Genomic DNA, 21718 nt, shown 5'->3' with positions numbered 1-21718 from the left:
TCGCCCTTCACGGTGGTCGACCCGGCGTCAGGGGGCGGCCTCGCGTCCGGGGAAACGGCGAGCGAGTGGGAGGCCTTGATGGCGCAGTGTCTCGGACACACGGCCCGCGGGGCGGCCCACGCGCGCCTGGTCGTCCGCAGTGCGCCCGCAGTGCCCGCCGCGGCGGTCCTCCTGCTTCACGGAGGGCGCGCCGACGGGCCCGAGCCGCCGCCCGCGCTCAACCTGCCCGCCCTACGCATGCGGCCCTTCGCCTCCGCCGTGACGCGCGCCGTCCGGGGCAGGAACGTGCTCGTCGCCGAGGTGCGCTACCGGCACCGCGGCTGGAACGGCCCGCGTGCCGACGCCGCCCGGGACGCCGTGTCCGCCCTCGCCACGCTGCGGGAGCGGGCGGGGCCCGTCCCCGTCGTCCTCGTGGGCCATTCCATGGGCGGACGCGCCGCGCTCCGTGCCGCCGGCGCCCCGGCCGTCCGCGGCGTCGTCGCCCTCGCACCCTGGTGCCCGCCCGACGAACCGGTGGACCACCTCGACGGACGACGGCTGTACGTGCTCCACGACGAGACCGACCGGGTCACCTCGGCCCGCGACTCCTGGGACTTCGTCCGCAGGGCCAGGGCGGCGGGGGTGGACGCCGCGGGCATCCCGATGCCGAGCGGCGGCCACGCGATGCTGCGGGGAGCCGACCTGTGGCACCGCCGTGCGGCGGAGCTGACTGCCTCGCTCCTGTCGCACGGCTGAGGAGTGCCAGGGCGCCTGGAAGCTGTGCACAGGCGGTCAGAAGAGACGCGAGGCGTCCTCCGCCGACGGCTCCTCCAGGTCGAGCAGGGCCCGCTTGCGGGCGAGCCCGCCCGCGTACCCCGTGAGGGAGCCGTCCGCGCCGACGACCCGGTGGCAGGGCACGTACACGCAGAGCGGGTTGGCTCCGACGGCCTGGCCGACGCGCTGGGCGAGCTTGGGGTCGCCCAGGCCGCGGGCGATGGCCCCGTACGTGGTGGTCTCGCCGCGCGGGACGGCGGCGACGATCTTCCACACGGCGTGCTGGAAGCCGTCCCCGGCGGGCGCGAGCGGCAGGTCGAAGTCGAGGCGGTCCCCGGCGAGGTAGGCGCGGAGCTGCCTGGCAGCCTCGGCGAGGAGGGGGTCCTCGTCGAGGTCGACGCGGGGGCCGAAGGTCTCGTCGGCGGGCCGGCGGGTGTGCTCGGCGAAGTACAGGCCGACGAGGGCCCGGTCGCGTGCCACGACGGTGACGGGGCCGAGGTCCGTGGGGATGACGGTGTGTCTGACGTCCATGGTGGGCCGGTCCTCGGGTCGGTGCGGTCGGGTCGCGTCGGTTGAGCCTAGGGGCTCTTGGGGCTTCAGGGGGTGGCTGCTCCTCAGGGAGTGGCGACGGAGGCGTTCTTGTCGAGACGGCCGAAGTCGGAGTCGCAGGGCCAGCTGCAGAATCCGGCGCGCTCCACCTCCTCGTAGAAGGGGACGCCGTCGTCGCCGCGGTGGGCGGCGCGGTCGTGGTGGAGGTGGACGACCGGGTCGCGGTGGCGGTCCATCGGGCCGTACCGCTCGGCCCGCCACACGAAGTCCTGGTCCTCGCCGCCCCAGCCGCAGAACCGCTCGTCCATCCCGCCGATACGGGTGAACAGGTCCTCGCGGAGCCAGACGCAGCCGCCCGGGGGCCGGCGCAGCCGGACACCGCGCAGCCGGTCCTGGCCGGGGTCCGGGGCGGCGTCGAGACATCTCGTCCGCACCGCTTCGGCGCTGGAGGCGGCGTCGAGGAAGAGCATGTCCTCGAACGGCCAGTGCGCCTGCGTACCCGGCTGCCCGAACCGCTCGACGGCGCGGCTGACGAAGTCCCGGTCGACGAGGATGTCGCCGTCCAGGACGCAGACGAGCTCGGCGGGGCGGGCGCCGTGCACGACGCCGACGTTCACCGTCCAGGACTTGTTGAACCGGCCGGGGTCGGGTGCGAACACGTACGCGTCGCAGGCGTCGGCGAACACCTCGCGCCAGCGCGGCCGTTCGTCGCTCTCCACCACGACGACCCGATAGCGGTCACGGGGGTGGGACTGGTCGGCGAGCGCGTTGAGCACGGCCGCCAGGTTGCGGACGCGGCCGGTGGCGTCGTCCGGTGCGCGGAACGGGATGACGATCGCGGCGTCCACCGGGTGCGCACCGCCGTGCGGCTTGCGCGCGAGGGCGGCGAGCAGGGCGGCGGTGTCCGGGGTGTCGGGGGTCGTCGCCCGCCGGTCGGGCGCACCGGGCTGGACGAGCAGCCGGGACAGCGACTCGGTGCGGGCGGCGCGGGCGCGCAGCGCGTCGACCGCCTCGTCCTCGCCGTCGGGGCGGCGCAGGAGCTCGGTGAGCGCGGCGGTGAGCTCCCCGGCGGCTCCGTCGTCGGCGGGGTCGGCGGCCAGCCGGCCGGCCGCGGTCTTCGTCCGCTCGTCGGAGAGGGCCGTGACCGCGTTCGCGGTCGCCTGGTGGGCGTCGGCGGCCCACTCCCAGTAGTCGGGGGCGACCGAGCGGGAGACCGGGTCGTGGATCAGGACCAGGCTGCTGGTGGCGGCGGTGGCCAGCACGGCGGGATCGGACGGACGGGCGGCGGACATGGTGTCCTCTCCCCAGCGGTGTCGGGCGGGTGTACGGGTACGGGCGGGTGTACGGGTACGGGCAGGCGCGCGGTGCGGGCGGGGCGCGGGGCGGGACCCGTGGGGGTGGCGCGGTGGCGGATTGGTGGAGGGAGGTCAGCTGCCGTCGGCGGTCCGGGCCCAGCGCACGCCGGTGAGGTCGGGCAGCACCAGGTCGGCGTGGGCGAGGTCGGCCTCGGCGTGGGTGGTGGTGAGGGCGACGCACCGCAGCGCGGCGGACTGCGCGGCCCTGATGCCGGCCGGGGCGTCCTCGAAGGCGATGCCGTCGGCGGGGTGGACCCCGAGGGCCTCGCAGGCGGCCAGGTAGCCCTGCGGGTCGGGCTTGCCGACGCTGACGTCCTCGGCGGTGACGATGACCTGGAAGAGACCCGCGCCGCCGACGTGCTCCAGCAGCTCGGTGGCGTGGGCGCGCAGGCCGGAGGTGACGACGGCCAGCGGGACGCCCCGGTCGCGGAGGTCGGCGAGGAGCTCGGCGGCGCCGGGCACGGCGAACGGCGGCGGGCTGTCCGGGCCCATCAGGTAGCCGCAGGCCTCCTCGAAGAGTTCGTCCACGGTGTGGCCGGGAAAGCGGTGGACGTGGTCGGCGAGGGCCTCCTGGCCGCGCCGTCCGACGAAGGTGGCGAGGAGCGCGTCGTCGCAGGGCAGGCCGTGGCTGGTGAAGAGACGGGTCCAGGCGGCGCGGCTGCGGTGCTCGGTGGCGACGAGGGTGCCGTCGAGGTCGAACAGCGCGGCCTTGGCCTGGAGGGAGTGGAGCTCGGTCTCGGTCATGGCGGGTTGCCCTTCGTGGTTCGTCCGTGGTGCGTGGTGCGTGGTGCGTGGTGCGGTGCGCGTGGAGGGTGAGGTGTCAGCCGTCGGTGGGGCGGCCGGGGCCCTCCTTGGTGGTGAACACCGGTTCGGGCTGGTCGGTTGCACCGGCCTGGTCCTGGCTCTCCGCCGGGTCGGGTGCCGTGGTGACCGCGCGCAGCGCGGCGACCGCGCAGAGCGCGCTGACGAGGGCGAGTCCCGCGCAGGTCAGGGCCCAGGCGGTGGTGGGCCCGGCCCAGTCGCTTCGGCCGAGCCACGGGTAGGCCGCGCCGAACAGGGCGACGCCGGTGACGCCGACGACTGTGGACAGGGTGTTCACCGTGCCGCTGAGGGTCGCGGCGAAGCGCGGCGGGACGGCGGTGGTGAGCAGGTTGAGCAGGGACGTGTGGGTGAGGCCGAGGCCGAAGCCGCCGACGCAGAGGACGGCGGTGAGCGGCCAGATGCCGGTGCCGGACCCGGTGGGGACCACGGGCGCGAGCCCGTACGCGGAGGTGAGGAGGACGCAGCCGATGACGGGGAGCAGGCGGGCGACGGTCTGCGGGGAACGGCCCAGGACGGGTCCCGCGAGACCGAAGGCGAGGACCCAGCCGAGAGGGACGAGACCGGCCTGCCAGGCGGGGAGTCGCAGCTGCTCCTGGAGGTGGAGGGAGAGCAGGTAGAGCATGGCGATGTAGGTCAGCGTCGTCCCGGCGTAGGCGCTGAGTGCCCAGCGGACGGTCGGGGCGCTGAGCGGGCGGAGGTCGAGCGCGGGCTTGCCGCCTCGGGCGATGACCCCCCGCTCCGTACGGACCAGGAGGGCCGAGAGCGGAACGGCGGCGGCGAGCAGGATCCAGAGCCAGGCGGGACCGTCCACGCTGAGCGGGATGAGGACGGCGAGGGTGGCGGCGGCGAGCAGCACGGCTCCGGGGACGTCGTTCTCGCCGCGGGCCCTGCCGGCACGCGCGCCGGCGTCCGCGGTGCTTCCGCCTCCGCTTCCGTCTCCGTCGGTCGCGCCGGCCGCGTCGGTCGGCCGGTCGTGCGGGAGGAGCGCGAGGCCGAGCAGCAGGATCAGGCCGCCGATGGGCACGTTGAGCAGGAAGACGGCCCGCCAGCCGGTGCCGAACAGGTCGGCGGAGACGAGCGTCCCGCCGAGGACCTGGCCCAGCGCCGCCCCGCCGGACAGCGTCAGGGCGTTCCACCCGAGCGCGCGGGCGCGGGTGGGGCCGGTGAACCAGCGGTGGATGCCGACCAGGACCTGGGTGGTCATCAGGGAGGTCGCCGCGCCTTGCAGGCAGCGCCCGGCTATGAGGGCGGTGGATCCGGTGGCGAGGCCGCAGGCGAGCGAGGCGAGGGTGAACAGGGCCAGGCCCCACAGGTAGACCCGGCGCACGCCGTGCCGCTCGCCGAGCCGGGCTGCGGGGGCGATGAGCACGGCGGAGCAGAGCGCGTACGACGTGACCATCAGCGTGAGCTCGGAGCTGCTCACGTCGAGGTCGGCGCTGACGGCGGGCGCGGCGAGGTTGACGATCGCCAGGTCGATGTTGGCCATCGCCTGGCCGATCAGCAGGACCAGCAGCGCGATGCCGCCCGTTCCCGCTCGTCCCGCGGTGGTGGCTTGCACGGTGTCTCCCCTCTGCCTTCCCTGCCGGGGAGGCCGGTACGTCTCTGGGAACACCGGCCGGGCCGGTCGGGTTGCGACCGGCCCGGCCGGCGGGCGGCCGGGTCAGGCGCCGGTGGCGTGCCCGGTGCCGAGGTCGAGCTCCTGGTAGCCGGAGGCCCAGGGGAGCCGGGTCTCCAACGCGGCGGAGGCACGGACGACGAGGCCGTCGCCGCGACGGCGGGCGGCGACCTGCAGGCCGACGGGCACGCCGTTGCGGGCGCGGCCGACGGGCACGGAAGCGGCGGGGCTGCCGATGAGGTTGTACGGGCTGGTCATGGACCAGCCGACGTACGGGTCGACGGACTGGCCCTCGACGGACGTGGGTCCGACGGTGTCGCGCCCGGCGGAGTTGGGGATCCCGGCGATCGTGTTCACCGGGCTGACCACGAGGTCGTACCGGTCGAAGAGGCTCTCGAAGGCGTAGAGCACACGGGTCCTGTCGAGGTCAGCGAGCCGGAAGTCGACGGCGCTGAGCGCGTCGCCGACGCCGACCGAGTCGAGGTACCCCTGGTCGATGGAGCCGGCGTAGTCGCCGAGCAGGTCGATGCCGTTGTCGCGCGAGATCGCCGCCGACTCGGCGTGGGCGACGGACAGGTAGCGGCGCCACATCGCGGTGAGCTCGGCGTGCGGCAGGGGGAGCCGGAAGTCGACCTCCTCGACGAGGGCGCCGGCCTCCCGGAGGGCGGGCAGCGCGGCCCGTACGACCGCCTCGACCTCCGGCTCGACCGGGTAGCCGCCGAGGTCCGGGCTGTAGGCGACGCGCAGGCCGGTCAGGTCGCCGTGGAGCTCGTCGACGAGCTTCTCGGGGGACGGGAAGCTGTACGGGTCGTAGGCGTGCGCTCCGGACATCAGGTCCACGCCGAGGGCCGCGTCGGCGACGGTCCGGGCGAGGGGCGCGTAGCAGACCATCGGGTTGAACCGGCGGAACGCGTTGGGCTTGGCGGGGACGGGGACCCGGCCGAAGGTCGGCATCAGGGTGAAGACGCCGCAGAAGGCCGCGGGCACGCGCAGCGAGCCGCCGGCGTCGGAGCCCTGGGCGAGCGGGACCATGCCGGAGGCGACGGCGGCGGCGCTGCCGCCGGACGAACCGCCCGCGTTCATGGCCCGGTTGAAGGGCGTGGAGGCCGGGCCGAACAGGGCGCTGTCGGTGGTGGCCTTGAAGCCGAACTCCGGCGTGTTGGTCTTGCCCACGACGATCGCGCCGGCCTCTTCGAGCCGCTCGACGCAGCTGATCGTCTCCTGCGGCACGTCCTCGGCGAAGACGAGGGAGCCGCGGGCCATCCGGACCCCGGCCACCGGGTCCAGGTCCTTCACGCCGATCGGAACGCCGTGCAGCGGGCCCAGTTCGGCGCCGTCGGCGACGGCGCGCTCGGCGGCCGCGGCCCGTTCCAGGGCGCGCTCGCCGCAGACGGTCACGAAGGCGTTGACCGCGGGATTGGTCTTCTCGATCCGGTCCAGGGCCGCCTGGACCGCCTCGACCGGGGAGATCTCGCGCCTGCGGACCGCCTCGGCGAGCCGGATGGCGCTCAGTTCGGTGGTTTCGGTCATCTCGGGCCTCGCATCGGGTCGTCGGGTCGTCGATTGTCGTCATCGAGCCGGATGAGAGGGGAAACACCGCCCGTGCCGGTCCGGTTGCGGGCAGGCGGAGGGGATTCGCGGTCCGCGAGCGGTGTTTCACGACGGCGGGACGAGCAACCCTCGCGCCACGCGCGCGTACCCCAACCGCCTTACCGGATCAAGGCTTTCCGCTCCGCCCCGGTCTCGGTTAGTCTCGCGCCGGAGCCCTACAGGTCTAGACCTATTGGAGACAGGCTCATGGTCGTCACCCCCCGTTCCCCGCTCACCCGCGCCGACGACCTCGCCGGGCCGCGCCCGGAGCTGCTGAGCCTCCTCGGCGGCCACTTCGCGCGCGCCGAACCACGGGACCGCGCCCTCGCCTACGTCCGCGCCCTCCTCGCCGACCCCACCCGGGGCAGCGCCGCCGAGATCGCCGCGCAGGCCGGCGCCGACAGCGCCTGGAGCACGCAGCGGCTCCTCACGCGCGCGGTGTGGGACGCCGACCGGCTCCGCGACAGCGTCCGGGACCACGTCGTCCCCCTGCTCGGCACGTCGGGCCCCTGCCTGGTGCTGCGCCGGCACGAGACGGCGCGAGCGGGCACGGGCGCCGTGGCGGTCGCCCCCGCCTCGCCTTCCCCGGCCGCGCAGCCCCCGGCCTCCCCGGCCCCGTCGCGCTCGGTCGCGGCGTCCCCGGCCCCGCCGTCCCCGGTCTCGGCGTTTCCGGCCTCTGGCCCGCCGAGGGGCCCGGCCTCGGGCGCCGCGGCGCCGCAGGCCGTCTCCCGCGTCGCGGGGCGGGACCGGCACACCCAGGTCGCGGCGCTGCTCTGCTACGTGTCCCGGGACAGGGGCGCGCTGATCGACCGGGAACTGCACCTGCCGCCCTCGTGGGTCGCCGACCCGGGGCGCTGCGCCAGGGCGGGCGTGCCCGCGGAGCGCGTACGCCCCCGCAACATGGCCGACCTGGGGCGGGAGATGCTGGAGCGCGCCCTCGCGGGCGGCGTCCCCGTGGGTGCCGTCTTCGGCGGGCCGGACTTCGCCGACCCCCGGTTACGCCGGTGGATGTGTCACCTGAGACTGCCGTTCTGTGTCGAGCTTCCCCAACTGCCGCACCCGTCCACGGCGGAGGCGGACCCCGTCGCTCCACGCGGCGAGGCGGGCCGCGAGGAGACCTGGCAGCTGCTCGGCCGGGGCCTCGGCTCCGTCTACGGGCATCCGGCGCCGGGGTTCCGGCTCACCCTGCTGGCCCGACGCCTGCCCTCGGGCCAGATCTCACGCTTCCTGCTGCACGCGCCGGCCACCACCCCCGACCTCCCGGCCGCCCGGGCCATGGCCGCCGCGGGCGCCGCGGCCGCGCTCGCCGTCCACGAGGCCGACACCCGGGCGGGGTTGAGCAGCCATCAGGTGCGCACCTGGGTCGCCTGGTACCGCCACACCACCCTGGCGATGACGGCCGCCGCGCTCCGGCTGGAGCGGAATAGGGCGGCCCCCACCTCTTAAGTACCGCTCCTTCGGCGCGTGCTTGCCGCCCCGACGGGGGCGGTGCTCTAATCGAAGGGCCGGAGCCGAATAACGTATCGGAATATGCACCGCATCCGGCCTTCATCTTTCGTTCCCACGAATTTCATTCGGTACCGGTGACCGAATTCAAGCCGGGCGCGGTCCTGAAGCAGACCCCTGAACCAGGCTGCCGACCCGGTGTTCTCGCAAGCGTGTCAGAAAAGCCATTCCTACCAGGAGTCTGCGAAGCGACATGCCCCAATTGACGAGTGTCACAAGCCTGACGGCCGAGGGAGAGGCCCGCGTGGCCCTGGCGGGACTGCGCGCCAGGGCCCAGGAGCTGAGCCGGGTCGCCGAGGCGACCGAGAGGGTCCTGGCCGAGCCGGACGGCCTGTCGATGGAGATCCCGGCCTTCCGGGAGTTCGCGCGCGAGGCGGTGCCCCGCTGGCACTTCGCCATGCTCAACGACCACGAGCGCAACGACGCCCTGGCCACCGCCCTGGAGCGGGTCGTCCCCCGGGGAAGCACCGTGCTCGACATCGGCGCCGGCACCGGCCTGCTCGCCATGATGGCGGTACGGGCCGGCGCCGCCCACGTCTACAGCTGCGAGGCGAACCCGCTGATGGTCGAGGTCGCCCGGCAGGTCGTCGCGGCCGAGGGCTTCGCCGACCGCATCACGGTCCTCGCCTGCCGCTCCGACGAGCTCACGGTCGGCCGCGAGCTGCCCCGCCGGGTGGACGCCGTGATCTCCGAGATAGTGGACTGCGGTCTCATCGGCGAGGGCATCCTTCCCACGATCCGGCACGCCCGCCGCGAACTCCTCGCCAGCGACGGGGTCATGCTCCCCGAGCGCGCGCGGATCCTCGGCATGCTGCTGCAGAGCGAGAACGCGGTGAACCTCAACCGGGTCAGCCGCGCGGGCGGCTTCGACGTCTCGCGGCTCAACGCCTTCGCCACGCCCGGCCACTTCCCGATCCGGCTGCACACCTGGCCGCACCGGACGCTCTCCGATCCGGTCGAGCTGGTCTCCTTCGACTTCGCCGTGGACCCGCTCGGACCCGGCGAGCGCAAGCTCGTCCTGCCGGTGCGCGAATCCGGCACCGTGCACGCCCTGGTCGCGTGGTTCGAGATGGAGCTCGGCGGCGGTGTCGTCCTCCGCAACTCGCCGGAGAACATCGGCTCCCACTGGATGCAGGCGCTGATCCCGCTCGCCGAGCCCGTCGAGGCCGAGGCGGGCTCGACGGTCGAGCTCGACCTGGTGTGGAGCGAGACCCGGCTCTCCCTGGCCTGAGCACCGGCCCCTCCGACCCGGCTTCGTCCTCGGCTTCGGTTTCGGCTCCTGGCCCGGCTCCTGCCCCGGCCCGGCTCGGCCCCTGGCTCGGCTCCGCCCCCGGCCTCGGCCCTGGCCCCGGTCCCGGCCAACGGTCCCGGGCCCGATCCGGACTCCGGTCCCGCGCCGCACCCGCACCGACCCTTGCCCCTGAACCCCACCGATCAGTGGAAGGCAGTCCCGCACATGTCGCACACCCCTGCCCCGTACGAGCCGTTCGAGCTGCGCGGGGACGCCCTGCGCGAGGCGATCGTGGCCTATGCCGCCAACCCGGTGTACACGGACAACGAGGAGTGGGAGAACTCCGACAACCCCTACCGCAGGCAGCTGCGCCCGCAGGTCCTCCCGTACCTGGACTTCGACCGGGTGCCGGGCCGCGACAGGATCCTGGAGTACAGCAGCCTGGCCGCCCAGCGCCTGCTCACCAGCATCTACGAGGCCGATCTCGTCTTCTTCCCGAAGGCCGGCCTGGGTGAGCTGTCCGAGGACTTCCGCCACTACTACAGCCCCGGCAACCGTGCCCGCGGGGAGCTCGTCCGGCCCGCGCTGGAACGTTTCGCCTTCGGCTTCCTCGACGAGGAGGTCGAGGTGTCCGGCGAGTGGACCACCGAGCGACTGCTCGCCTACCTGGAGGACCTGGACGTCTACGCCGAGGGCGAGGCGTCCCCGGCCGAGAAGGCGATCCGCGACTCCTCGGACCGGCAGCGCGCCGCCCGCATGTGGCTGATCCAGTTCGCCCCGGACTTCCTCTCCGAGGCCTCGCCGATGGCCCGCAACGTGCTCGGGTATTACGGTCCCGAACAGTCGGAATGGTTCAAGATCCTGCTCGACGAGTACGGCTACGGCGTGCACGACACGAAACACAGCACCCTTTTCGAGGCGACCCTCGAATCCGTCGACCTCGGTTCCGACGTCCACCGGTACTGGCAGTACTACCTCGTGTCGAGCCTGGCGCTGAACAACTATTTCCACTATCTGGGAAAGAACCACGAGAATTTCTTCCGCTACGTCGGCGCGCTCTACTACACGGAAAGCACCCTCGTCGACTTCTGCCGGCGCGCGGAGAGCCTCCTGACGGACGTCTTCGACGGCGCCGCGGACGTCCGGTACTTCACCGAGCACGTCCACATCGACCAGCACCACGGCCGCATGGCACTGGACAAGCTGGTGAAGCCCCTGATCGAGCGTCACGGGGAGCAGATCATCCCGGAGATCGTCCGCGGCATCGAGGAGTTCCGGCTCCTGAGCACGATCGCGGACGAGGACTTCGCCACCCAGATCGCGTGGATGGACGACGCCGACCGCTACAAGGAGCTGCACGCCCCGGTGTACGCGGCGATCCAGGAGGGCCGGGTGAAGCCGCCGGTCGCCGACATCGTGGAGCCGTACGGCGAACTGTCCAACACCCACAGCCACGAGGGCGACGAGCTCTGCCACATCGTGAGCGGCACGATGAGGTTCGTCAGCGGGTTCAACTCGTACCGGATCCTGGAGGCCGGTGAGGGCACCGTGATCCAGAGCAACCGGCTGCACGGCGCGATCATCGAGTCCGACGAGTGCGTCTACCAGATCTTCTCGGTCGGGGACCACCGCGCATGCCTGTCGTGACGTTCAAGGTCAGCGGAGCGGAGAACTGCGTCCGCGTCGCCGGCCTGCCCTATGTGTACATCCGCACCGAGGCGGGCGGGGCGGTGCTGCCGGCCTCCTGCCCGCACCGGGGCGGCCCGCTCAACCTCGCCTCGGTCGACGCGACCGGACGGCGGCTCGTGTGCCCGTGGCACGAGCAGACCGTGTCGATCGCCCGGCTGAGCCGCCGCGTTCCGGCCGTCCGCTCGGGCGACTCCGTGACCGCGGTGGTACGGGGTCCGGTGGACGCGCCGGTGGAGCTCGGCCACCTTCCCGTGTCCCCGCAACTCGACGCGGCCGGGTGAATTCTTCGGGGGCGGCCTTACGGGGCCGCCCCCGGGAACCCGTAACCGGGAACCCGTAACCGGGAACCCGTAACCCCCGAGCAGTGTCAGGAGCCTTCTTGGACCGTCGTCCGCCCCTTCCCTTCTCCCTCCGGTGCCGTCCCGGGACGCACCGGAGCTCGCCGCGTTTCCCCGCGGCCCGCTCAGGCCACCACGGGGCGGCAGCTGAAGCAGGCCCGGTAGCCGGCCGCGCGGGCCGCGTCCACCGAACCGAACGGCACCCGGTGCCGGTCGGTGATGCGGCGCGCGTGCGCGCAGGTCGGGTAGCAGAAGATCCGGGTGGTGTCGCTGCCCAGGTAGTGGGTGCCCTCGGCGGAGAACCGATCCAGGCGGTCCGTGTCGATGCCCTCGTGGGCCCACAGCCGGTCCACCAGGTCGGGGGGCAGCCCGCAGTCGACGGGCCGCCCGTCCTCGTCACTGAGCCGGTGGACCGGGATCAGCACCGGGGCCGGGGTGGCCCGCACCGCCCGCAGTATCTCCACCGCGGTGAACTCCCGCAGCCCCGCCTCCTTCGCCAGCCACCCGGCCGGCCGGAGCTGGCCGCGCGGAATCGCCCGCACCGCCTCCAGGACCTTCCGCTCGGCTTCCGTCAGGTCGCCGTAGTTGTAGCGGAGCATCCGGTCGCGGCCGGTGCGCAGTGCTCCGGCGACCCCGGGCAGTGGCTTGGCGGTCGGCAGCGCCGTGCGTCCCGTGCGACGCAGGTGGGCCTCCTCGAACGCGTCCGGGCGCGCGAACCAGTCGACCGGCGCCGAGCCGGTGACCGCACCGCGGCCGTAGGCCACGAACAGGGTGGCGACCGGGCTCTCGACCACGGCGTACCGGTCGTACTCGCGCTCGGCGACACCGGCGCGCTCCAGGATGCGGATCGCCAGGTCCGCGGGCATCGGTACGCGCAGGTCGTCGACGCCCGGCGGCGAGATGTCCGCGATCTTCGCTGACGACACCTGGGGCCTGGCCGTACCGTTCCGTCTGTCCGGCTCGTCGCCGGAGCCGGAGTGGAGCCGGCTCATCCGATCACCTCCTCTTCCGCCAGCTGGGGCTTGCCGCGCAGCGCGGCGAGACCTCGTGACACCTGCGCCTTCACGGTGCCGACCGGACAGCCCAGCAGCTCCGCGACCTCCGCGTAGCTCAGCTCGCCGACGTGTCGCAGGACCACCGGAAGCCGGTGGTGCTCGGGCAGCTCGGCGAGGGCGGCCACCAGTCTCTCCCTCTCGAAGGCGTGCTCGGCATGCCGCTCGGGGCCGGGACGCCCGTCCGCGAGCGGCAGTTCCTGGACGTCCACCCCGTCCTCGGCGGCCGGCCGTCTGGTCAGCGTGCGCACGTGGTTGCGCCACACGTTGGTGGCGATCGCGAGCAGCCAGGCCCGCGGCTGCAGGGCGAGCCGCCGGTCCGGCGTGTAGTCGCGGAGCGCCGTGTAGGCCCGCAGGAAGGTGTCCTGCACGAGGTCCTCCACGTCGCGCGGCGCGCCGGACAGCCGCAGCAGCACCGCGTACACGGCGCCGCCGTGGGTGCGCACGAGCTCTGCGAACCCACGGTCGAGATCTGCGGCGAGCAGCTCGGTCAGCGGAGGTGGGATGTCGTCCATCACTGACGTAAACACCACCGTCCGCCGAAGGGTTGCACCGCCTCGGTGAGCCCTTCCGTCACACCTGCCAGCCTAGGCGGTGTTCCCTCGGGGGACCGCCGTCAGGTGCGGGGGGCGGTGCGGCGGCCGAGCAGGAGGCCGAGGGCGACCATGCCGCCGCCGAGGCCGAAGTGGAGCCAGTCGTCGGCCCTGTTCAGGGGGACGAAGTTGGCGGAGCTGTCGTAGTCGACGACGAGGCCGTAGATCCACAGGGCGAGGTAGACGAGGCCGCCGCCGATCAGGTAGGCGCGGGCGGCCGCGGCGGTGCTCGCCATGGCGACGCCGACGACGCCGAACAGGAGGTGGACGAGGTTGTGCAGGACGGAGACCTGGAAGACGCCGAGCAGCATGGCTTCCGAGTGCTGCTCGGCGAACTCCAGGGAGTCGTAGTCGGTCGTCACGCCGGGGATGAAGCCGAGGACGCCGGCCAGGAGGAAGACGGCTCCCACCAGGAGGGCGGCGAGCTGTACGGGTGATCGGGAGGTGGCTCGGGCGCGGGTCGTCATGGCGCTGCTCCTTCCGGCGAGGCGGTGCCGGCCGGGTCGCTCCGGCGCCTGCCCCGGAGCGGAACCCGCAAACGGCGCTCGGCACCGAGCGGCCGTCCGGCCGCGGGTTCGGGGCTTCGGTCCCTTCTGCCGTTCGTGTCGCGGGGGTGATCGTGGGGAGGGACGGGACGGGGAGCGGCGAGAGTCGCGGCGAGGGAGCGGGCCTCGTGGTGAAGTGACCCCTCAGGTCCCGACACTTCCGTGTTATACCGCGAGTTCCAGCCGTTGAGGGCAGCGGGCCCTCGCCTGGTACGGCGTGATGTAGCCGATGGTCGAGTGGAGCCGCTCCCGGTTGTAATGTTCCGCGATCCACCGGAAAACGTCCTGCCGAGCCTGCGCCCGGGTCCCCCAGACGGTCGTACCGATCTCTGCTTTCAGGACGGCGAAGAAGCTCTCCGCGGCAGCATTGTCGAAGCATGAACCGGTGCGTCCAGCGCTCTGCCGAATGTCCAACTCGCGCAGCAGGGCACGGAATTGGTTTGAGGTGTATTGCGAGCCGCGGTCCGACGTTTGGTGCGCGGGTGGTCGGCCATCGACCAGCCCACGACCTCCCGCGTGCACAGATCGATCAGCGTCGCCAGATACAGTCAGCCCTCTGCAGTCGGCAGACAGGTGATGTCCCCGACGAATTTCAGGCCCTGCATCGGCGCGGTGAAGTCGCGCAGGATCAGGTCCGGTGCGGACGGCGCCGTGCGGTCCTGCTTCGTCAGCGACCGCGATTACCGTCGCGTCGTCCCGGCGATCTCTCGCTCGCGCATGATCCGTGCGACGCGTTTGCGGTTCACCACGTGCCCCTGGTCCCGGATTTTCCGGGTGATCCGCAGAGCCCCGTAGGCTCCCCCGGAATCGGTGTGGATCGCCTGGATGCGGTGGACCAGCCCCTCCTCCGCGTCGGCCTTCTCCTACCGTGCCTCCTTGTTCTGGTGCCAGGTGCAGTAGCCGGAGCGGTCCCAGCCGAGAACATCGCACATCCGCTTCACCTTGTGGGCGTTCCGGTGCTCGTCGACGAAACGGCAGCGGATCACCGTGTCGTCTCCCGCGCGAGATAGGCGGCGGCCTTGTGGAGGATCTCGTTGTCCTCCTTCAACCGGGCGTTCTCCCGCCGCAGGCGCCTGAGCTCCTCCTTCTCATCAGGCGTCATGCCGACGTCACCCTCGCCGTCCACAGCCTGGGTGCGGGTCCACTCCTCGCGGACCCACCTGCGCAGGGTCTCCAGAGGGATGCCCAGGCCGTGGGCGATGTCGGTGAGGGAACGGTCCGGCGCGGAACGCGCTAGGTCGACCGCGTCCCGCTTGAACTCTTCGGGGTAGTTCTTCCGCTATGCCACCTTGGATCACTTCTCCTGGACGACGAAACATCCAGCGTCCAGGTGTCGGAATTTCGGGGGTCACTCCACTGTGCGGCTGACCCCGTAAACCGCACTGACCTCAGCGGAATGGTCAGCGTCAATGGCTTGCTGCCTGAGACAACAGTCTGCGACCTCTATTACTGGCGCTGCGGCGGAATGATGGCGATCACGTTTTGGGCGCTCCGACAAGTGAAGGCTGCGTACAGAGACCAAGCCAAGCGGAACGCCTTCCGTCACTGCATCTGGCAGGCAGTTCTTGCCTGGGCATACGGGGCGGGAACGGCCCGCAGGCTTGGATACGCTCACGAAAGGGACGCTGGCAGTGGCGTAAAGGCGGTTAAGGACTCCCGCGCCGATGCCTACAACAGTATTGTCGGCAGAGGGGTCGGGCGGCAGATTGCAGCGTGACAATAGTTGGCGCAAAGAAGGCCGCCTGCAGGAGTTGCGCCAAGCTAGTAAGTCGACACCGGCCTAGGTCAAAAGAGACGTATTGGGGGTTTGTGTAAATGAGTGGCTCACACATTCCACGCGCCGCGGGGGAAGTTGGCCGCAGCACCGGCCGCCTCGTGTTTGTGATCGTCGAATCAGCCGTCACCGCAGTGCTGTCGCTGTGCTGGCTGCTGCTGGCCCTGGCGATGTACATGGAGTCGTATGACCTCGACACCAGCGCCTTCAAGCCAGCCGCGCGAGGAGGCGCAGTTGGCCTGGCTCGCTGCAGGCGCCCTCACCTCCATCGGGGTCGCCTGGCTTGTCAGAATAGCCCGTAGTCCCCGCGCGTGGCTGGTCATCGACGGAATCATTGCATTGCGACTGCTCGTCGTCTTGGTTGTCACGGGATTCCTTGCCGCAGACCTACTCGGCGGCTAACGGCATCACATCAAGCGGGAAACGGCATTCCCAACCAATAGTACCTCCGAGCAGTTGTTAAGAGCATCCGCGGAAAGCTCTTCCTCGCTCGCCCAAAAAGGCCCCGTCGGATCGCTGACGGGCCCTTTCGTCACTTCAGAACAGGCTGCTCAGTAAGGGGCATGAAATCGCTGACAGCCTTCACCAAGTCTCCTGCCACTCACAGCGCTGACCGCCTGGTGGGGCCAACCTAACCCGTTACTCGGTGGGGCCAATTGCAGCCGTCACCCTGGGGCCAAGAAACCCCGTCCAAAGGGATGGCCCGTATAAGGACGTGAGCTGGAGGTTCGCCTAACAGTACGTGTGCGTCCTAACTACCTGGTCGGACGCCGTCTTGAGCACGTGGTCGCCTCGTGGCACCTGTACGACTCAGAGGCTCCGTCTGGCCCGCTGGACGTGTGGCTGATCGACAGCGAAGCGGTCGCCACGCGCATCACGACCGGGTCGGACTGGGGCCTGATCGTGGAGACATCTGGTGCCTGATCATGGAGACATCGGCCCCCTTCGCGGGATACGACATGGCGGAGTCAGGCCGCGTCGAGGTGGCACCGATCAGCGGCGAGACCCCGTTCGCGGGCCACCTCGGCCAGACGGCGCTGGCAGTCAGCGAAGAGAGTGTCCCGGTCAACGGGCGGATTTGGGCTGGAGCGTTCTGCTCGTCGGCCCGGTGCACGCGCTCTCCGACCCGGCCGAGGTCATGGGCATGAGCCGGGCCGTGACCGTGCGTCCCTGGTCCGGGGACGGCCGGGACACCGCCGTGAGGCTCGTGCCGCGTCGCGTCACGGGACGCCGGATCCTCGTGCCCGGCGCGCCCGGAACGTGAAGCGAGGAGAGGTCGAGGGGCGGACCGGCCGGTCCGCCCCTCAACCGCACGCTCATCCCAGCGGGACGACCGCCACCGGCGCCGCAGCTCGTCGAGGCCGACGCGTACGCCGGCGCCCAGCTCCTCGGCGATCCCCGGGTCCACCACGGCCGCGTAGCCGTAGGAGGCGGGCACCGTCCAGGTGCTGAGGAACCGCAGAGGAACGCGCCGTCTGGCGGCTTCCCCGAACGCGAAGGCCAGCAGGGGCTCGCACGGATGGTGGAGATCCACGCCGACCACGATCCCGTGGGCGGACGCCGCCGGGTCCGGGCGCCGCGCGCGCACGAGGACGACCGGCCGCCGGGCCACGCCGACGACCGCGAGGGAGACGGATCCCACGACGAAGCCGAGGACGCCGCCGAGCCCGCGCGACCCGAGCACCAGCAGGTCCGCCTCGTCCGACGCCGCGACCAGTTCGTCCGCCGCGCGCCCGCGCGCCCGCTCCGTGGTGACCTCCAGATCGGGGTGCTCTTTCCGGGCCCGGTCCGCCTCGTCGTGCAGGAGCGCCTCGGCCCGCTCGTACAGCGTCCGGGCGTAGGGGGCCGGGATCTCCGGAGTGTTCGGCCATTCCTCCACGTGCACCAGACGCAGCGGAACCCCACGGAGAACCGCTTCCCCCGTGGCCCACCGTGCCGCGGCGAGGCTTTCCTCCGAGCCGTCCAGTCCTACGGTGACCTGCGCTGCCATCACTGCCTCCTCGGCCGTCCGTCGATGGCACCAGGCTCGTCCGGCGCACCGCCGCGCGTGAGGGCCGGGCAGGTCCGCATCGGGGCCGAACGGCCCATCGCGGCCGGCGCGGGCCGGTGTCAGCGTGAGGAGTGACGCCCCTCCGGACGCCGTACGAGCCCCGGACGCACTCCCGAGGAGGAGCCATGAGCAGCGAGCCCCTGGTCCGGCCCGAGCTGCCCGACGTCCTCGTGGGCGTCGACGGCTCCCCTTCGGCCCGGACGGGCGCCCTGTGGGCCGCCGCGGAGGCGGACCGACGGTCCCGCCCCCTGCACCTCGTCCACGCCGCCGACACGGACCGGCGCGCCTACTGGAGCGACGCCGAGGCGATCCAGGCCGTCCGGGAGACCGGTCGTGATCTGCTGGCCGTGACCGAGGCGGCGGTCAGGGAGTGCTTTCCCGACCTCGTTGTCACCCGGCTGCTCGACCGACGCGAACCGCTCGACGGGCTCCTGGAGGCCGCCGGCCACGAGAAGACGGTCGTCGTCGGCAACAGGGGCCTCGGAGGATTCTCCGCCCTCCTGCTCGGCTCCGTGGGGCTCGGAGTCGCCGCCCGCGCGGACGTGCCGGTGGTCGTCGTCCGCGGCGGGGCGGACGGTCCCGAGGCGGGTTCCGTGACCGCGGCGGTCCGCGATGCCGACGACCTGGGGTGGCTGCTCCTCGCCGCCGCCGAGGCGGACGTCCGCAAGGTTCCGCTCCGCCTCCTGAGCGTGTGGAACATCCTCACGCACGTCGGCGACGTGGCGACCATGCTCGACGACCTCGACGCCGCCGCGCACCGGCGGGTGCGCGAGGTGAAGACCCTCGCCGACCGCGTCCGCGAGTGGTACCCCGACCTCACCGTCGCCCATCACGTCGAGACCGGGACCTCGACGCCCGGGATCCTCGTCGACGCGAGCGCCCACACCGACCTGATCGTGATGGGCCGGGGACACCGGCCCCTCGGCGTGGGCCCTTCCCTCGGGCGCGTCGCCCACGCCCTCATCCACCACGCCCACTGCCCCGTGGAGATCGTCCCCGTCGACTTCGGGACGCGCGGCGGCGACACCGCGTGAACGACCTCCTGTTCGGAGTGGACCCCGAGGAGGTCTCCGTACCCGCCGCCGTATGGGCGGCGGACGAGGCCCACCGCCGACGTCTGCGGCTGCGCCTCGTCGTCGCCGTGCCCCCCGTGCACGACCGGCTGAGGTACGACGCCCTGGGCCACCGCACCGCCCTGCGGATCCGCGCGGAGTCCGCCCTCGCCGACGTCGAGGAACTCGTCCGCAGGCTCCACGGCACTCTGCCGACGACCTCGGAGCTCGTGGACGGGGCACCGGCCACGGTGCTGCTCGCCCGGGCGACCGGGGCCGACCTGGTGGTGGTCGGGTCGCGCCGGCTCGGCAGGGCCGCCGAACTGCTCGGCGAGAACTCGGTCGTCGCCCCCCTCAGCGCGCGCGCTCCCTGCCCCGTCGTCGTGGTCCGGGCGCCGGAGCACAGTGAGGCCCGTCCGCCCACCCTCGTGGTCGGTGTGGACGGCAGCGAACAGAGCCAGGAGGCCGTCGCGTTCGCCGTCCGCGAGGCGAGCCTGCGCGAGGCACGGCTGAGAGCGATCTGGGTCTGGCCCCGATCGCTCCTCGCCCACGAGGACACCGAGGCGGGCCTGGCCGAGCGGCGTCGCCTCCTCGCAGAGTCCGTGGCCGGCTGGGCGGAGCGCTACCCCGACACGGACATCGACCAGGACGTCGTGCGCGGGCATCCGGTCGCGGAACTCGCGCTGGCCGCAAGGGAATCCCTCGCAGTGGTCGTCGGTCGGACGGGGCGCGGCGGCTACTCGGGCATGCGCCTCGGATCGACGGTCCACGGCCTCCTGCACCACGCCGACTGCCCGGTGATCACCGTCCCCTCCGGCGCCCCGGTTCGCGGGGGCGACCGCCCCCGGGGCCGGGCCGAACGGCCCCCTCGCCTGGGGCCCGACAAGCCTCCACCGGGTTGACCCCCTCGGCGCTGGGCACCGTGCACGCCGCCCCCGAGGCTGGTGGAAGCGCACGTCCCAAAGGCCGCTCCAGGCCCTGCGAAGAGGTGAGTGCCATGCATCGCGTCCGTATCAGCACCAAACCCCGCCGGCCCCGCGAGCAGACCCCGCTGGACCTGTGCACCCCGTCCGGCCGCACCCTGCCCCACTGACCGGCTCGCCGGCCGGCCCGGCCGGGGCCCGAGGAGGACGCCATCGGATCCGTGCGACGCGTCGCCCCCTTCACCGACCTGGGCCGCCAGGACGCCAGCCGCGTCGAAGGCGGGAACGCCTTGCTCGGCGAGCTGATCGACCGGCTCGGTGCGGCGGGAAACCAGGTTCCGCCCGGATTCGCCACCACCGCGGACGCCTACGGGGAACTGCTCGACGCCCACCGTCTGCGGTCCCTTCTCGCCGCCCACGTCCTCCTGCACCGCCGCGACCCCGCCCGGTGAACGACGCACCACGACGCCGGACCTTCAAGGGCCGGTCGGACCCCTTGGGGACGGTACCGTTCGGCCCTCTCCGACAGCCCCCTTCGACACTGCGCCGCGCGTCGGACGGACAGCAGCCTGGAAGTGCGGAGGCGGACCCTCCGCCACCTGCCGGGGCGGCACCCGGCACCATGGAAGAGGAGCAGGACGATGACCGGAGCCAAGCCGGAACGCAGGCACAGCTCGTTCCCCGACTTCGACACCTGGTTCGGACGGGAGTTCCCCGGCCTCCCCGGATGGCGCCCCGCCACGGCCGCCCACGCCATCCCGGTCGAGGTCTCCACCGGCGACGACGGCGTCTACACGCTGCGGGCCGAACTCCCCGGGATGGACCCGGACGACATCAGCCTCACGGTCGACGACAACATCCTCACCGTGAGCGCCGAGCACCGGGAGAGCACCGAGGACAAGGACCACTCGGAATTCCGCTACGGGGCGTTCCGCAGGACCGTACGCCTCCCCGACACCATCCCCGCGGACGACGTCGACGCCTCCTACGCGGACGGCATCCTCACCGTGCGCGTCCCGATGCCCGCCCCGGACACCCGCACGGCACGGACCATCCGCGTCAAGCGGGCCGCCGACGGGGAGGAGGACCGGTCATGACCACGAAGCGCGTCCTCGTGGCCTACGGCAGCAAGCACGGCGCGACCGCCGGCATCGCCGACGAGATCGGCAGGACCCTCCAGGCCGACGGATTCGACACCGACGTCCGGCCGGCCGACACCGTCACCGACGTCAGCGACTACGACGGCGTCGTCCTCGGCGGAGCGCTCTACGCCGGACGCTGGAACGGCAAGGCCCGCAAGTGCGCCCGGCGTAACGCCGAACAGCTCCGGCACCGCCCCGTCTGGCTCTTCAGCAGCGGCCCCGTCGACAGCTCCGCCGAACGGCACGACATTCCGCCCGTACCCGGGGTCGCCCGCCGCATGGAGCAGCTGGGCGCGAGGGAGCACGTCACCTTCGGCGGCGCCCTCACTGCGGACAACCCGGACTTCATCGCCCGGGCCATGGTCCGCAAGGGCAAGGGCGGGGACTTCCGCGACCCGGCCCGCGTCCGCGCCTGGGCCCACCGCATCGGAGCCGCACTCGAAGAGGACGGCTGAGTCCCGGCCCTCCCGCCCGAGGGACGACAAGCGCCCGGAGGCGTGTCATGACCGAACGCGAACCGCCCCGCAGGGACCCGCCACCGTCACGCGCAGGCGCGGGGCGCCGGACGGCCGTGCTCGTCGTCCTGATCCTCGCCCTGTTCTGCGGCACGATCGCCGCCGGATACCTGTGGGACTTCGTAGCCCGGACGGAGCGCGCCCGAGCCGCCCAGCTTCACCAGGTCACGGCGACCACCACAGGGGCCGCCAGGGAACCGTCCGCCCTGACGCGGAGCGGTGCGGCGAGCCGCGCCATCGCCCCCGCCCTGTGGGAGTACCCGGACGGGGTGCGCCGCTCCGGCACCGTCGAGGTCCCCGCCGGGACGCCCCGGGGACGGACCGTGACCGTCACGGTGGACGACTCGGGCACCGTCGTCCGCCGGGCCAGCAGCTCGTCGGACATCATGCTGATCTCCCTTGTCGGCGGCACCGCCACGGCAGGAGCGGTCGCGGCCACCGGAGCCGGGACCCTCGTCGTCATGCGACGGAGAACCGACGGCTGTACGTTCGCGGCCCTGGAGCGTGAGTGGGAGCAGGTCGAGCCCGTCTGGTCCGGTCGTCTCCGGAGGGGTAGCGGCCCGGAGGGCGGCCCCGGGACGGACGATGTCTGACCACGGCGCCGACCGGACGGCGACCGGTCGC

At 72.7% G+C, this 21718-nt stretch carries 23 protein-coding genes and 1 pseudogene; 11 read left to right on the top strand and 13 right to left on the bottom strand.

Annotated elements, in window-relative coordinates:
* Nucleotides 1-78: 78 nt before the first annotated feature.
* Nucleotides 79-735 carry an alpha/beta fold hydrolase gene (locus tag AB0G79_RS31380; RefSeq protein WP_360812500.1) on the top strand — a complete coding sequence of 219 codons (657 nt, stop codon included), beginning with the start codon at nt 79-81 and terminating at the stop codon, nt 733-735.
* A 36-nt stretch (nt 736-771) separates the two neighbouring features.
* On the opposite strand, the gene AB0G79_RS31375 is transcribed toward AB0G79_RS31380, so the two are convergent.
* The 5 genes from AB0G79_RS31375 to AB0G79_RS31355 all read right to left on the bottom strand — a co-directional run bounded on the left by AB0G79_RS31375 (nt 772) and on the right by AB0G79_RS31355 (nt 6624).
* Complete coding sequence (locus AB0G79_RS31375; RefSeq protein WP_360812498.1) at nt 772-1284, bottom strand: methylated-DNA--[protein]-cysteine S-methyltransferase; 513 nt, start codon at nt 1282-1284, stop codon at nt 772-774.
* 83 nt (nt 1285-1367) lie between these two features.
* A complete protein-coding gene (locus tag AB0G79_RS31370; protein ID WP_360812496.1) occupies nt 1368-2594 on the bottom strand; it encodes a galactosyltransferase-related protein in 1227 nt (408 codons plus the stop codon).
* Nucleotides 2595-2729: 135 nt separating this feature from the next.
* Complete coding sequence (locus tag AB0G79_RS31365; RefSeq protein WP_360812494.1) at nt 2730-3401, bottom strand: HAD family phosphatase; 672 nt, start codon at nt 3399-3401, stop codon at nt 2730-2732.
* Between the two features lie 76 nt (nt 3402-3477).
* Nucleotides 3478-5037, bottom strand: coding sequence for an MFS transporter (locus AB0G79_RS31360; RefSeq protein WP_360812492.1), 1560 nt, complete (start codon nt 5035-5037; stop codon nt 3478-3480).
* A gap of 102 nt (nt 5038-5139) precedes the next feature.
* On the bottom strand, nt 5140-6624 hold the full coding sequence (locus AB0G79_RS31355) for an amidase family protein (RefSeq protein ID WP_360812490.1): 1485 nt from the start codon (nt 6622-6624) through the stop codon (nt 5140-5142).
* Nucleotides 6625-6891: 267 nt separating this feature from the next.
* Here AB0G79_RS31355 and AB0G79_RS31350 point away from each other — a divergent pair, with 267 nt between their 5' ends.
* The 4 genes from AB0G79_RS31350 to AB0G79_RS31335 all read left to right on the top strand — a co-directional run bounded on the left by AB0G79_RS31350 (nt 6892) and on the right by AB0G79_RS31335 (nt 11391).
* Complete coding sequence (locus AB0G79_RS31350) at nt 6892-8130, top strand: transposase (protein WP_360812488.1); 1239 nt, start codon at nt 6892-6894, stop codon at nt 8128-8130.
* A gap of 304 nt (nt 8131-8434) precedes the next feature.
* A complete protein-coding gene (locus tag AB0G79_RS31345) occupies nt 8435-9421 on the top strand; it encodes a 50S ribosomal protein L11 methyltransferase (protein WP_360812486.1) in 987 nt (328 codons plus the stop codon).
* 225 nt (nt 9422-9646) lie between these two features.
* Nucleotides 9647-11068 carry an iron-containing redox enzyme family protein gene (locus AB0G79_RS31340; protein ID WP_360812484.1) on the top strand — a complete coding sequence of 474 codons (1422 nt, stop codon included), beginning with the start codon at nt 9647-9649 and terminating at the stop codon, nt 11066-11068.
* Nucleotides 11056-11391, top strand: coding sequence for a Rieske 2Fe-2S domain-containing protein (locus tag AB0G79_RS31335; protein ID WP_360812482.1), 336 nt, complete (start codon nt 11056-11058; stop codon nt 11389-11391). The genes AB0G79_RS31340 and AB0G79_RS31335 overlap by 13 nt, the downstream gene beginning before the upstream one ends.
* Before the next feature lie 182 nt (nt 11392-11573).
* Here AB0G79_RS31335 and AB0G79_RS31330 read toward each other — a convergent pair whose 3' ends face one another.
* The 8 genes and pseudogenes from AB0G79_RS31330 to AB0G79_RS31295 form a co-directional block, all read right to left on the bottom strand.
* Nucleotides 11574-12440, bottom strand: a complete 867-nt coding sequence (locus AB0G79_RS31330) for an Ada metal-binding domain-containing protein (protein ID WP_360812480.1) — start codon at nt 12438-12440, stop codon at nt 11574-11576.
* Entirely contained in the window at nt 12437-13015 is a 579-nt protein-coding gene (locus tag AB0G79_RS31325) for a sigma-70 family RNA polymerase sigma factor (RefSeq protein WP_360812477.1), read from the bottom strand. Before AB0G79_RS31325 ends, AB0G79_RS31330 begins: the two co-directional genes overlap by 4 nt.
* 101 nt (nt 13016-13116) lie before the next feature.
* Nucleotides 13117-13560, bottom strand: a complete 444-nt coding sequence (locus AB0G79_RS31320; protein ID WP_360812475.1) for a DUF4383 domain-containing protein — start codon at nt 13558-13560, stop codon at nt 13117-13119.
* A 243-nt stretch (nt 13561-13803) separates the two neighbouring features.
* A complete protein-coding gene (locus tag AB0G79_RS31315) occupies nt 13804-14160 on the bottom strand; it encodes an integrase core domain-containing protein (RefSeq protein ID WP_360812473.1) in 357 nt (118 codons plus the stop codon).
* 158 nt (nt 14161-14318) lie between these two features.
* Complete coding sequence (locus tag AB0G79_RS31310; RefSeq protein ID WP_360812584.1) at nt 14319-14477, bottom strand: IS3 family transposase; 159 nt, start codon at nt 14475-14477, stop codon at nt 14319-14321.
* Nucleotides 14478-14501: 24 nt separating this feature from the next.
* A complete protein-coding gene (locus AB0G79_RS31305) occupies nt 14502-14624 on the bottom strand; it encodes a hypothetical protein (RefSeq protein WP_360812471.1) in 123 nt (40 codons plus the stop codon).
* Nucleotides 14621-14905: pseudogene (locus AB0G79_RS31300) on the bottom strand (transposase); the annotation flags it as partial. The gene AB0G79_RS31305 and the pseudogene AB0G79_RS31300, both read right to left, overlap by 4 nt.
* 1381 nt (nt 14906-16286) lie before the next feature.
* Nucleotides 16287-17402, bottom strand: coding sequence for a universal stress protein (locus AB0G79_RS31295; RefSeq protein WP_360812469.1), 1116 nt, complete (start codon nt 17400-17402; stop codon nt 16287-16289).
* A 185-nt stretch (nt 17403-17587) separates the two neighbouring features.
* On the opposite strand from AB0G79_RS31295, the gene AB0G79_RS31290 reads away from it, so the two are divergent.
* The 6 genes from AB0G79_RS31290 to AB0G79_RS31265 all read left to right on the top strand — a co-directional run bounded on the left by AB0G79_RS31290 (nt 17588) and on the right by AB0G79_RS31265 (nt 21687).
* Complete coding sequence (locus tag AB0G79_RS31290) at nt 17588-18496, top strand: universal stress protein (RefSeq protein ID WP_360812467.1); 909 nt, start codon at nt 17588-17590, stop codon at nt 18494-18496.
* A complete protein-coding gene (locus AB0G79_RS31285) occupies nt 18493-19416 on the top strand; it encodes a universal stress protein (protein ID WP_360812465.1) in 924 nt (307 codons plus the stop codon). Before AB0G79_RS31290 ends, AB0G79_RS31285 begins: the two co-directional genes overlap by 4 nt.
* A 242-nt stretch (nt 19417-19658) precedes the next feature.
* Entirely contained in the window at nt 19659-19889 is a 231-nt protein-coding gene (locus AB0G79_RS31280) for a hypothetical protein (protein WP_360812463.1), read from the top strand.
* 189 nt (nt 19890-20078) lie between these two features.
* A complete protein-coding gene (locus AB0G79_RS31275; RefSeq protein WP_360812461.1) occupies nt 20079-20534 on the top strand; it encodes an Hsp20/alpha crystallin family protein in 456 nt (151 codons plus the stop codon).
* Entirely contained in the window at nt 20531-21034 is a 504-nt protein-coding gene (locus AB0G79_RS31270) for a flavodoxin domain-containing protein (RefSeq protein ID WP_360812459.1), read from the top strand. Before AB0G79_RS31275 ends, AB0G79_RS31270 begins: the two co-directional genes overlap by 4 nt.
* A gap of 47 nt (nt 21035-21081) precedes the next feature.
* Nucleotides 21082-21687, top strand: a complete 606-nt coding sequence (locus AB0G79_RS31265) for a hypothetical protein (RefSeq protein WP_360812457.1) — start codon at nt 21082-21084, stop codon at nt 21685-21687.
* Nucleotides 21688-21718 lie beyond the last annotated feature (31 nt).

Origin of the sequence: Streptomyces sp. NPDC020807 (assembly GCF_040641575.1) — a bacterium.
Lineage (GTDB): Bacteria > Actinomycetota > Actinomycetes > Streptomycetales > Streptomycetaceae > Streptomyces.
This window is presented reverse-complemented; position numbering and strand designations above follow the sequence as displayed.

Coding starts and splice junctions, on each gene's coding strand:
- AB0G79_RS31335 (WP_360812482.1), top strand. CDS start 11,056: ATGCCTGTCGTGACGTTCAAGGTCAGCGGAGCGGAGAACTGCGTCCGC.
- AB0G79_RS31340 (WP_360812484.1), top strand. CDS start 9,647: ATGTCGCACACCCCTGCCCCGTACGAGCCGTTCGAGCTGCGCGGGGAC.
- AB0G79_RS31380 (WP_360812500.1), top strand. CDS start 79: ATGGCGCAGTGTCTCGGACACACGGCCCGCGGGGCGGCCCACGCGCGC.
- AB0G79_RS31295 (WP_360812469.1), bottom strand. CDS start 17,402: ATGGCAGCGCAGGTCACCGTAGGACTGGACGGCTCGGAGGAAAGCCTC.
- AB0G79_RS31355 (WP_360812490.1), bottom strand. CDS start 6,624: ATGACCGAAACCACCGAACTGAGCGCCATCCGGCTCGCCGAGGCGGTC.
- AB0G79_RS31290 (WP_360812467.1), top strand. CDS start 17,588: ATGAGCAGCGAGCCCCTGGTCCGGCCCGAGCTGCCCGACGTCCTCGTG.
- AB0G79_RS31325 (WP_360812477.1), bottom strand. CDS start 13,015: ATGGACGACATCCCACCTCCGCTGACCGAGCTGCTCGCCGCAGATCTC.
- AB0G79_RS31375 (WP_360812498.1), bottom strand. CDS start 1,284: ATGGACGTCAGACACACCGTCATCCCCACGGACCTCGGCCCCGTCACC.
- AB0G79_RS31370 (WP_360812496.1), bottom strand. CDS start 2,594: ATGTCCGCCGCCCGTCCGTCCGATCCCGCCGTGCTGGCCACCGCCGCC.
- AB0G79_RS31275 (WP_360812461.1), top strand. CDS start 20,079: ATGACCGGAGCCAAGCCGGAACGCAGGCACAGCTCGTTCCCCGACTTC.
- AB0G79_RS31350 (WP_360812488.1), top strand. CDS start 6,892: ATGGTCGTCACCCCCCGTTCCCCGCTCACCCGCGCCGACGACCTCGCC.
- AB0G79_RS31320 (WP_360812475.1), bottom strand. CDS start 13,560: ATGACGACCCGCGCCCGAGCCACCTCCCGATCACCCGTACAGCTCGCC.
- AB0G79_RS31265 (WP_360812457.1), top strand. CDS start 21,082: ATGACCGAACGCGAACCGCCCCGCAGGGACCCGCCACCGTCACGCGCA.
- AB0G79_RS31270 (WP_360812459.1), top strand. CDS start 20,531: ATGACCACGAAGCGCGTCCTCGTGGCCTACGGCAGCAAGCACGGCGCG.
- AB0G79_RS31330 (WP_360812480.1), bottom strand. CDS start 12,440: ATGAGCCGGCTCCACTCCGGCTCCGGCGACGAGCCGGACAGACGGAAC.
- AB0G79_RS31365 (WP_360812494.1), bottom strand. CDS start 3,401: ATGACCGAGACCGAGCTCCACTCCCTCCAGGCCAAGGCCGCGCTGTTC.